The following is an 11,234-nucleotide window of genomic DNA, read 5'->3' on the forward strand; positions in this document are numbered from 1 at the left end:
GGCTTGAGGTTGAAGGCGCTGGTTGTCAGTGCCGCAGGAATTGACACGATTTTGTCTTTTTCAGAAAAACTTCAATCCTGCTATTGACTTAGGTTCGGTACCTGCGTAAATTTCGCGGCCTCGGAGATGCAAACGGGTGATTAGCTCAGCTGGGAGAGCGTCTGCCTTACAAGCAGAATGTCGGCGGTTCGATCCCGTCATCACCCACCACTTCCGAGAGTCTTGCGAAAGCAAGATGGAAGCTGTAAAAAGCCTCCACCGACGCGCAGCGGTAGTTCAGTCGGTTAGAATACCGGCCTGTCACGCCGGGGGTCGCGGGTTCGAGTCCCGTCCGCTGCGCCATATTTTCCGAGTCAGATTTATCTGGTTCGAGATTGAAAAGCTACTGAGTTTTCAATCAGAGGAGTTACTTGGGCGAAAGTCCAAAGCGATACGCAGCGGTAGTTCAGTCGGTTAGAATACCGGCCTGTCACGCCGGGGGTCGCGGGTTCGAGTCCCGTCCGCTGCGCCATATCTGCTTCAAGGCCCACTGAACGCCTTGAAGCTACGAAGAAAGATGCTGGTAAAGCCAGTGACTGCTTCGAGTCGATAGCAAAGACCCTGGTCGAAAGACCGGGGTTTTTTGTGTCTGCGATTTGGCTTTGTCTCCTTCCCGTCATCCTCATGGATCCGCATCTGCCGGCCAAGCGCGAGCGCTCAGTGAGCTCCGATCCCTCTCGAAAATCTCTCCCCCCCTTTTTTTAATCCGCCGCCCCGATGAATCGGCGCCTGCGCGGCCGAATTGCCTTTCCGGCACTAAACAATTCAAGCATTTACTCGGTGCAATTTGCACAAAGGACTTGGTGTGGCGCCTCAACACAAATTAGAATGAATCTCATTTAGAATATTTCTTCGCGCAGGGTTTCTTTAGATGAGTGATGTAGCTACGCCGCCGGAGCAAACCTTCCACGACCTGTACCGCGACCACCGTGGCTGGCTCGAAGGCTGGTTGAGACGACGCATGAGTAACGGCAGCGATGCGGCAGATCTGAGTCAGGATACCTTTGTGCGGTTGCTCGCCAGCTCCCAACGCATCGCCGATCTGCAAGAACCTCGCGCCTACCTGGCGACCGTCGGCAAGCGGCTGCTGACCAACTTCTACAAGCGGCGCAGCCTGGAGCAAGCCTATTTGTCTGCTTTGGCATTACTCCCTGAGGACTGCGTGCCGTCCCCTGAGCAGCGCTGGATGCTATTGGAAACCCTGCAAGCCCTGGATGAATTGCTCGATGGATTGGCGCGGCCGGTAAGGCGGGCGTTTCTCTGGAGCCAGTTGGAAGGCCTGGGTTATCAAGAAATTGCCGAGCGATTGCAAGTCTCGGAGCGCACGATCAAGCGCTACATGGCTCAAGCCTACGAACATTGCCTGTTGGTGGAGCTGTGAACGGTTCGGCACCTTCGGCTCAAGCCCGACAAGTCGTGCGGGCCGCCGCGCAATGGCTGGCCCTTATGGAATCCGGCTGCGCCAATGAGCGGGACCGGGCACAGCTGCAGAGCTGGCGCGACAGCCATTCCAGTCACGAACAGGCCTGGCAGAAAGCGCAACTCTTGCGCCAACGCTTTGCAGAACTGCCATCGGCCCTCGCCATGGCCAGTCTGGACCGGCCGCAAACCAGTCGACGTACAGTGCTCAAGCGCGCCGTCGGGGCGGTAGCTTTGGTGCCAGCCGCGTGGCTGATCAGTCAGCAATTGCCCCTGGATGTCTGGAGTGCCGACCTGCGGACCGCCACTGGGGAAAGCAAAAAAGTTCAGTTGGCTGATGGCAGCTCTCTGCAGTTGAACACCGCCAGCGCCGTCGATATCGACCTGAAGAACCGGCGTCTGAAACTGGTGGAAGGCGAAATCGCACTGAATGTACCCGGGACTTCGCCGCTGACGATCCTCACGCGCTTCGGGCAAGTGGTCGTCGGTCAGAGCGAAGTGTGCGTTCGTCAGGGGCTGGCGGGCTACAAGGTGTCAGTGCTTAAAGGCACCGTGCAGTTACAGCCCCTGCGCGGGCCGGTCTTTTCATTGCGCGGCGGCCAGCAAGTCAGCCTTCAAGCTGCGGGTACCGGCGCTGTGGAGCCATTCGACGTGCTGGCCCCAGGCTGGCGTGACGGTGTTCTGATGGCGCAGAACCAACCCTTGGGGGATTTTTTGCGCGAACTCAGTACCTATCGTCCAGGCGTATTGCGTTGGGAGCCAGAACTGGAATCGCTGCGCATCACTGGCAGTTTTCGCCTGGAAGACACCGATCGCATCCTCGCGCTGCTAGCGGCCAGCCTGCCGCTGGAGGTGCATTCGCGTACGCGTTACTGGGTAACGCTGGTGGCGCGCAAAAATAATGTTTAAAGCGTGTCCCCTTTTTTCGCGCCGCTTGTCATTCAAGGCAAGTGAAACGAAATCAGAGAGATTCTCAATGCCTGTAGTGATGCCTTGTAGTACGCGTCTGGCTCCGTCCCGGTTGCGCCCCTTGTTGCACTTGAGTCTGTTGTTGAGTCTGAGTGCCTGTCCATTGTTTATCACTGCCGGTTGGGCCGAAGACGCGCCGCGCCGCAGCTATCAGGTGCCGGCCGGTAGCCTCGGCGCGGCGTTGACCCGTTTCGCGGGGCTGGCCGGGGTCAATCTGTCGGTGGACCCGGCACTGGTGAGGGGGCGCACCAGCCCTGGTCTTTCCGGCGACTTCGCGGTGGAGGAGGGCTTCACCCAGTTGCTACAGGGTTCCGGTCTGCAACTGCAGCCGGTGGGTGAACAGGCGTACATGCTGACCCCGGCGCCAACGGGCAGCGGCCTGCAACTGGGCGCTACCTCTATTTTCGCTGCTGCGGACACGGCGCACGGTGATCCGTATGCTGGCGGGCAGGTCGCGCGCCTTGGGTCGCAAGGCTTGCTGGGCTCCAAAGACTTCATGGAAACGCCGTTCAGCGAGACCACCTACACCAGTGAAACGGTCAAAAACCTGCAGGCTCGTACCTTGGGTGACCTTATCGCCAGCGATCCCTCGGTTCGCGCCACCAACCCGGCGGGTGGGCGGTATGAGCAGTTCACCATTCGCGGGCTTAGCCTGTTCAATAGTGATGTCTCCTACAACGGTCTCTACGGCGTCTTGCCGACTTACACGATCGATATGGAAATGGCCGACCGCGTTGACATCCTCAAAGGTCCGAGCCAGCTCATCAACGGCATCTCGCCGCGGGGTAGCGTGGGTGGAGGGATCAACGTGGTGCCCAAACGCGCCACCGATGCGCCCATTACGTCGTTCACCACCAACTATGCCTCCAACAACCAGGTCGGCGGGGCCGTGGATGTCGGCCGGCGCTTTGGTGAAGGTGACATGTTCGGCGTTCGCTTCAACGGCGTGAAGCAGTCCGGCGACACCGAGTGGGATCATCAGAGTGTCGACCGTGACATGGCCGTGCTGGGCCTGGATTTTCGCGGTGAACGCCTGCGACTTGCGACGGACGTCGGGCATACCGAGCGTGATACCGACGCCCCGCAGGAGCGTGTGCAGGTGGGCGCCAAGGCGCAGGTTCCGCATGCAAGCGAGGTTCGCAGCAACTACGCGCAGCCATGGAGCAAGGCGCGTACCAGGGATACCTTCGGGACGGTGACCGGCGAATTCGATGTCAGCGACGCCGTCATGCTGTATGGCGGTGTGGGCGCGCGCAGGAGTGATCATGATTTTCTCCGACACGCCGTATCGGTCACCAACAACGCAGGTGATTTCAGCGTTCTGCCACGTGACTTCACCCGTGACGAAAATGTCCGGACGGCCAATGCCGGGGTGCGCAACTGGTTCCATACCGGCCCGGTGAGCCATGAAGTGAATCTGGCTGCCAGCTATTTCTACATGGACTTTGAAAATGGCGGCGCCCGTTATGCCGCTGCCCCCAGCAATATCTACAACCCCGTGCAAACACGGACGCCGATCACCCCCACGCGATTCGATCCGAAGGTGTATACCGAGAACCGCTTTAGCAGCATGGCGTTATCCGACACGTTGGGTTTCTTCGATGATCGAGTGCTGCTGACCCTCGGCGCCCGCTGGCAGCGAGTGCAGGTTGACGACTGGTCGGATGATGTCAAAGGCGACACGGCCTACGATGAAGAAAAGGTTTCTCCGTCGGGCGGCATCCTGTTCAAGGCAACCGATAAACTGTCGCTGTATGCCAACTACATGGAAGGCTTGAGCCAAGGCAAGATTGCGCCGTCGACCTCGGTCAACGAGGACGAGATCTTCCCGCCGTTCATCAGTCGGCAGGTCGAGGTCGGTGCCAAGTACGACGCGGGTGCGTTCGCTATCACCACTGCAGTGTTCCGGATCAAGCAGCCGGCCTATGAGACCAACGCCATAACGCGAGTGTTCGGCCCGAACGGCAAACGCGAAAACAACGGTGTGGAAGTCAGTGTGTTCGGTGAGCCGCTCAAAGGTTTCCGCCTGCTCGGTGGCGTCATGTACATCGACAGCGAATTGACCAATACCGCCAACGGCACCTTTGACGGCAACCGCGCTCCTGCCACGCCGGAATACAACGTCAGCCTGGGCGCCGAGTGGGATGTACCGAGCGTGCAAGGCCTGACCCTGACCAGCCGCAGTATCTATTCCAGTTCGCAGTATCTGGACCAGTCCAATGACAAGGAAATCGATGCCTGGACGCGCATCGACGTCGGCGCGCGCTACGCCTTCAAGGTCGAAGAAAAGAACATCACCCTGCGTGCCAATGTCGAGAACGTGGCCGACAAGCGCTACTGGAGTTCTGCCGGGGCCTCGGATGACAGCGAGCCGGGATTGACGCTCGCGACCCCACGTACCTACCTCCTTTCAGCGACCGTCGACTTCTGAGTCGATCAACCGCGCGCTGCGCCACAGGGAAGGGCGCCGCCGGGTTGTGTTCATGAATTGATTCCTGCAGAGAAAGAAATGCTCGCCCATCTGATGTGAATGACCCATTGCGATACTTTTCTACAAGTTAGCGCCTGTTGCAGGGTATTAAAAAGTTGTCATTTTTATAATAAAAGCATGGCCGGATAATGGCACTAATGATCGTTTCTCAGGTTTTTATAACTTGGGATTTTGTGTGCGCGAGCGATTTTAATAGCTGACTGGCAAGCTATGTAAGTTTTCAAAAAATGGCGAGCAAGTAGTTGCGTTAATTTGCAAATGAGAATAATTTGCATATCGAAACTTATCGAGGATAAACCGATGTTGAATGATGGCGTATTGCACTCTAACCCTTTGCAAAAAACCAATGCCGACTATCTGGCTCGACAAAGCAAGTTTGAATCCAATGTGCGCAGTTACCCGCGCAAGTTGCCGCTGGCAATTGCCAAGGCGCATGGAGTCTGGGTGACTGACGTCGAGGGTAAAACGTACCTCGACTGCCTGGCCGGCGCCGGCACTTTGGCTTTGGGGCACAATCACCCGGCCGTCATGGCCAGCCTCGACAGCTTCCTTGCCTCGGGCCTGCCGATGCATACCCTGGACCTGACCACGGTAGTCAAGGACGCCTTTTGCGAAACCCTGCTCAGCCTGTTGCCAAACCAGGGCCGCGATTACTGCCTGCAATTTTGCGGGCCGTCCGGGGCGGACGCGGTGGAGGCCGCACTGAAACTGGCCAAGACCCACACCGGGCGCAATAACATCATCAGTTTCTCGGGGGCCTACCATGGCATGACCCATGGCGCCCTGGCCCTGACCGGCAATACCGCACCGAAAAATGCCATTGCCAGCCTGATGCCCGGGGTGCAGTTCATGCCGTACCCTCACGAATACCGTTGCCCGTTGGGCATTGGCGGTGAGGCCGGGGTAGAGGCCTTGACCCACTATTTCACCCAGTTCATCGAAGACGTCGAAAGTGGCGTGTCGTTGCCGGCGGCAGTCATTCTTGAAGCGGTGCAGGGGGAAGGTGGGGTCAACTGTGCTCCAGTGAACTGGCTGCGGGCGATCCGCGAGGTGACGCGCAAGCACGGCATCCTGCTGATCCTCGACGAAGTGCAGACCGGTTTCGCCCGCACCGGCAAGATGTTTGCCTTCGAGCACGCCGAGATCGAGCCGGACCTGATCGTCATGTCCAAAGCGCTCGGTGGCGGTTTGCCTATGGCGGTGCTGGGCATTCGTCGTGAGTTCGACGCCTGGGAGCCAGGTAATCACGCTGGCACCTTCCGCGGCAATCAGATGGCCATGGCTGCCGGGCTGGCCACGTTGCAGGTGTTGCAGCAGCAACACGTCGCCGCTCAGGCCGAGCGCCGTGGCCAGTGGCTCAAGGATCGGCTGATCGAGTTGCAAACGCACTATCCGGCCCTTGGCCAGGTGCGCGGTCGTGGCCTGATGCTGGGCATCGAGATCGTCGACGAGCGCGAGCCGGCTGATCGCCACGGGCATTTCCCGACGGACCCGGCGCTGGCCGTGGCCATCCAGCAGCAGTGCTTCAAGCAAGGTCTGTTACTGGAGCGCGGTGGGCGCAAGGGCAATGTCATCCGCTTGTTGCCGCCATTGATTATCGACGATGAACAATGCCAACAAGTGATACAGCGTTTTGATAACGCTGTGGCCGCTGCGTTATTGCAGTTGCGCCCTTGAATTAATCAATCGACGCTGAATGGTTAATTCCTCGAGTTGCAGTTTGATGATGTTGGCGTAAGTCACTTTTATCGTCATCCATTTTTTTAAAAGGCTTAGCGAAGTGAAGTCGCTGTGTGGGGATTCGTCGACTTTTAATTAAGTCGATCAGTCACTAATTTTTTCGCGACATAACGTATTCAGTGACCTCGCGGGCTACTGTGGAGCACCCATGAATCATCCAAATCGCAATGTGTTACCGAATATGGTCAGTGAGTTGGCGACAACGTGCGCGCTGCTTAACTGTTTGATCAAAGAGTTCGCCTTGCCGGAAAACTGCGTCAGTTATAGCTGGCCGACGCAGATGCAGGGCATCGCCCCGGGCAGTTACCTTGAGGGCCTGAAATGGAAGGGCATTCCCCTGACCATCAAGCTGCCCAATCAGCAGCAGTTTTTTGTGATGGTGGACCGCCGTGATGGGCTGGGCAGCCACCGTTACCTGTCGGACGTTTATGCCCGGCGCGATGAGGGCGAATGGTCGTGCCTTGGATTCGGCGAGTTCGTCGAGCAGTTGCTCGCGGCGTGCGAACACATGACCCGCGCCAGCAACGACGAGTTGCTGGATCAGGTGTTGCAAAGCCAGTTGCTGACCGCGGCCATTGTTGGCCACAACACACCCAAGGACTCGGACCCGCTCAGCAGCTACCTGGCCAGCGAGCAAGGATTGTGGTTTGGTCATCCGAACCACCCGGCACCGAAAGCGCGGCTGTGGCCCGCTCATCTGGCCCAGGAAACCTACGCCCCTGAGTTCCAGGCCCGCACGCCGTTGCACCTGTTCGAGGTGCCGCTGGAAGGGTTGAGTGTCGGGGCCAACGGCTTGAGCAAAGCCCAGGTACTGGCGGGTTTTGCCGATCAGGCGCAAGCACGGCCGGGGTATGCAGTGATGAGCATGCACCCGGTACAGGCGCAGTTGTTCATGCAGGACGGCCGGGTGCAGCGCTTGCTGAAATCCGCGGCCATCGTCGATCTGGGCGCCACTGGCCTGATGGCCAATCCCACTGCATCGATCCGCACTTGGTACATCGAGGGGCATGAGTTCTTTATCAAGGGTTCGCTGAATGTGCGCATCACCAATTGCGTGAGGAAAAACGCCTGGTATGAGCTGGAAAGCGCGCTGATGATCGACCGTGTCTTCCGCAACCTGCAACTGACCCAGCCCGAGACGCTCGGCGGGTTGTCGGTGGTGGGCGAACCGGGCCTGTTGAGCTGGGCACCGCAGCAGTCCAGCGAAGCTGATACACACTGGTTCCGCGAGCAGACCGGCGCGATCCTGCGGGAGAATTTCTGCCTCGACACCGGCACTGACTGCAGCATCATGGCCGGCACACTGTTCGCCCGGGGCCTGCATTTGCGGCCGTTGGTGCATGAGTTCCTGAGTCGCTTCAAGGGTAACGACATCGATGACCAGCAGCTGTTGAGCTGGTTTGACGACTATCAGGCGCTGCTGCTGAGGCCGGTGCTGTCGCTGTTCTTCAACCATGGCATCGTCATGGAGCCGCATTTGCAGAACAGCGTGCTGGTGCATGACAACGGTCGCCCGCAGCGCCTGCTGCTGCGGGATTTTGAAGGGGTGAAACTGACTGAGGAGCTGGGTGCTTCCCGGATCGATGCCGACATTCATCCTCGGGTGCGTGAGTCGCTGCTGTATTCCCGCCAGCAGGGTTGGAATCGCATCGTCTACTGCCTGTTCGTCAACAACTTGTCCGAGGCGGTGCTGGCCCTGAGTTGGGAGCGTGCGCACCTGGCGCCGCTGATGTGGCAGCGGGTGGAGCAGCAATTGATCAGTATCCGCGCCGAATTGTCCCGCGCTGCGCCGGAGCTGGATGCGCTGATCGCCGGTCAGCCGATTGCTTGCAAAACCAACTTGAAAGTCCGTCTGGCGGCCAAGGCGGATCGTCAGGCCAGCTACGTCAGTCTGGTGTGCCCGTGGGGTAAGGAGGCCACCCATGGGTAAGCTGCCAGCCGCGGTTTTGGCCGCCATCGGCGAAGCCCGCACGCGACACGAAGACCCGTTGGCGCTGTTCATCTATGACCTGGACGCACTGAAACAGCACGTGACCCAGGTGATGGCGGCACTGCCTGAAGGTGTAGAGCTTTACTACGCGATCAAGGCCAACAGCGACCCGCAAATTCTCACCGCCGTAGCGCCGCTGGTGCACGGTTTCGAAATTTCGTCTGGCGGCGAGATCGATCGACTCCAGGCTTGCCCGGCCATCAAGCCGTTTATCTTTTCCGGCCCCGGCAAACTGGATTCCGATCTGCGTTTGGCCCTGCAACATCAGGTCGAAGCAGTTCACATCGAAAGCCTGAATGAAATCGTCCGCCTGCAACGGCTGGCACGGGAAGCGGGGCGAGTGCAGGACGTGTTGCTGCGCATCAACCCGCAACTGCCGTCACCCCTGTCGAGCAAACTGGCGATGGCTGGCACGGCTACGCCGTTCGGGATTGACGAGTCGGCATTGGCCCAGGCCGTTAGCTGGGTCGACAGCGCCAGCCATCTGCGGCTCAAGGGTTTCCATGTCCATGCGATGTCCCATCAGTCGCAAGTGGAGCGTCACGAACAACTGCTCGACCTGTACCTGGAACGCTGGCCGCAATGGAAGGCGCTGTCCGCCGACCCGGCGACGATTACCCATCTGAATGTGGGCGGTGGCATCGGGGTCAATTACCTCGGCCCGCAGCAGTTCGACTGGCAGCGTTTGTGCGCGCATCTGGGCCGGTCCCTGGCGACGTGTGTCGATGCGCCGATCGTGCGCTTTGAACCCGGCCGTTTCATCAGTGCTTTCTGCGGTTACTACGCCATTGAAGTGCTGGACACCAAAACCAGTCATGGCAAGCACTTCCTGGTTTGTCGCGGCGGCACACATCAGTTTCGCTTGCCAGTGGCACAGGGGCACGATCACCCGGTCATTCATCTGCCCAGGCACCCGGCAACATCGGGTGCCTTGGAGCAGGCGTGGACCGTGGTCGGGCAACTGTGTACGCCCAAGGATGTGCTGAGTCGCGATTGCCCGCTGACCGGCGTCGAAGTCGGCGACATGCTGGTGCTGCCGTTGGCCGGGGCTTACGGCTACAACATTTCCCATGCGGACTTCCTCTGCCATCCGCGACCGCCGCAAGTGTTTGTGCAAGCGGCAGGAGTCGCACCTTGGGATTGACGTTTGCAGTGCCGCGCTCGCTGGTAGTGGTCAATGTGCTGCTGGGTACCTTGACCGTCAGCCTGAACAACAGCTCGCTCAACCCGGCGTTGCCGGCCTTCATGAGTGCCTTCGATATCGGACCGCTGTTGGCCACCTGGATCGTGGCCGCGTTCATGGTGAGCATGGGCATGACCATGCCGCTCACCAGTTTTCTCAGCCAGCGGGTGGGGCGCAAGCGTCTCTACCTGTGGGGTGTGGCGTTATTTGTCTGCGGTTCGTTGATGGGCGCGCTGGCCGACTCCATCGCATTGGTGATCACGGCTCGCGTGGTGCAAGGCATTGCCAGCGGGCTGATGATCCCGTTGTCGTTGGCGATCATTTTCTCGGTGTACGCCAAAGGCGAGCGGGGTCGGGTCACTGGTTTGTGGGGCGCGGCGGTCATGCTGGCGCCGGCGTTGGGGCCGCTATGCGGCAGCCTGATGCTGGAGTGGTTCAGTTGGCGTTCGCTGTTCCTGATGAACGTGCCGATCGGTTTGGTGGCGCTGATCCTCGGCGTGGCGGTGCTGCCGGCTTCTGAATCGTCCGAGCGCCAACCGTTCGACCTCGCGGGTTATCTGCTGATTGCGGCGGGTATTGGCTTGCTGATGATTGCGGTGGGTCGTCTACGTCACGCCGAAGCCCTGAATGATCCTCTCAACCTCGGCATGTTGCTGGTGGCGATCGTGTGCCTGGTCGCGTTCGTACGGCTGGAACTGAACCGGACTTCACCCCTGTTGAACCTGCGCATCTTCGCGCTGCGCGGTTATCGCTTGAGCGTGATTATCGCGGTGGTGCAATCGGTCGGGATGTTCGAGTGCCTCGTATTGCTGCCGCTGCTGGTGCAAGTGGTGATGGGCTACAGCCCGATCTGGACTGGCCTGTCGCTGTTGTGCACAGCGTTGTTTGCCAGCCTGTTCGGGCATATCGGAGGTCGCTGGCTGGATCGGCATGGGCCGCGGGGCGTGGTGTTCTGGGGGTTGCTGCTGACCGGTGCGTCGACGCTGGGCCTGGGCATGCTCGGCGCTGGCGCCTCCATCGGTGTGGTGTTTTTCCTGATGATGGTTCGCGGCGCCGGGATCGGTCTGTCCTACATCCCCGTTACCACCGCCGGGCTCAACGCGTTGCCTGAACCGATGGTGACCCAGGGCGCGGCGATGAACAACATTTCCCGTCGACTGGTGTCGTCATTGGCCATCGTCATCGCGTCGCTCTGGCTGGAGTTTCGTCTGGCCGCCGAGACCGGGGTCGGGATTCAACAGGCCAGCACCTCTGGGGCGATCAGCGAAGTGTTCATGGCCACCGGCATCCTGGTTCTGTTGGCGCTGCCCTGCGCCTGGCGTTTTCCCGTTCACGCATCCGACGAGCCGGTCGAGGCACTGCCCTCGGCCCTCGAACAACGTTAATTATCTAATCGACAAGGT

At 59.5% G+C, this 11,234-nt stretch carries 7 protein-coding genes and 3 tRNA genes; all 10 read left to right on the forward strand.

Annotated features, from left to right (window positions below; all coding sequences use genetic code 11):
* Positions 1 to 134 precede the first annotated feature (134 nt).
* Positions 135 to 210: transfer RNA gene (locus LOY55_RS10325), tRNA-Val, on the forward strand.
* A 55-nt stretch (positions 211 to 265) separates the two neighbouring features.
* Positions 266 to 342 (forward strand) — tRNA-Asp (locus LOY55_RS10330).
* Positions 343 to 434: 92 nt separating this feature from the next.
* Positions 435 to 511: transfer RNA gene (locus LOY55_RS10335), tRNA-Asp, on the forward strand.
* Positions 512 to 910: 399 nt separating this feature from the next.
* Positions 911 to 1,420: a sigma-70 family RNA polymerase sigma factor gene (locus tag LOY55_RS10340; protein WP_046026883.1), complete on the forward strand. Its 510-nt coding sequence runs from the start codon at positions 911 to 913 to the stop codon at positions 1,418 to 1,420.
* Entirely contained in the window at positions 1,417 to 2,367 is a 951-nt protein-coding gene (locus LOY55_RS10345; protein WP_046026882.1) for a FecR domain-containing protein, read from the forward strand. The genes LOY55_RS10340 and LOY55_RS10345 overlap by 4 nt, the downstream gene beginning before the upstream one ends.
* 67 nt (positions 2,368 to 2,434) lie before the next feature.
* Entirely contained in the window at positions 2,435 to 4,858 is a 2,424-nt protein-coding gene (locus LOY55_RS10350) for a TonB-dependent receptor (RefSeq protein ID WP_223524038.1), read from the forward strand.
* A 360-nt stretch (positions 4,859 to 5,218) separates the two neighbouring features.
* Entirely contained in the window at positions 5,219 to 6,595 is a 1,377-nt protein-coding gene (locus tag LOY55_RS10355) for a diaminobutyrate--2-oxoglutarate transaminase (protein ID WP_223524040.1), read from the forward strand.
* A gap of 211 nt (positions 6,596 to 6,806) precedes the next feature.
* Entirely contained in the window at positions 6,807 to 8,588 is a 1,782-nt protein-coding gene (locus LOY55_RS10360) for an IucA/IucC family siderophore biosynthesis protein (RefSeq protein ID WP_109785871.1), read from the forward strand.
* Entirely contained in the window at positions 8,581 to 9,792 is a 1,212-nt protein-coding gene (locus LOY55_RS10365; RefSeq protein ID WP_223524042.1) for a type III PLP-dependent enzyme, read from the forward strand. The genes LOY55_RS10360 and LOY55_RS10365 overlap by 8 nt, the downstream gene beginning before the upstream one ends.
* Positions 9,789 to 11,216 carry a DHA2 family efflux MFS transporter permease subunit gene (locus LOY55_RS10370; RefSeq protein WP_223524074.1) on the forward strand — a complete coding sequence of 476 codons (1,428 nt, stop codon included), beginning with the start codon at positions 9,789 to 9,791 and terminating at the stop codon, positions 11,214 to 11,216. The genes LOY55_RS10365 and LOY55_RS10370 overlap by 4 nt, the downstream gene beginning before the upstream one ends.
* Positions 11,217 to 11,234: the final 18 nt, after the last annotated feature.

This window comes from Pseudomonas sp. B21-040, from assembly GCF_024748695.1.
Taxonomy (GTDB): domain Bacteria; phylum Pseudomonadota; class Gammaproteobacteria; order Pseudomonadales; family Pseudomonadaceae; genus Aquipseudomonas.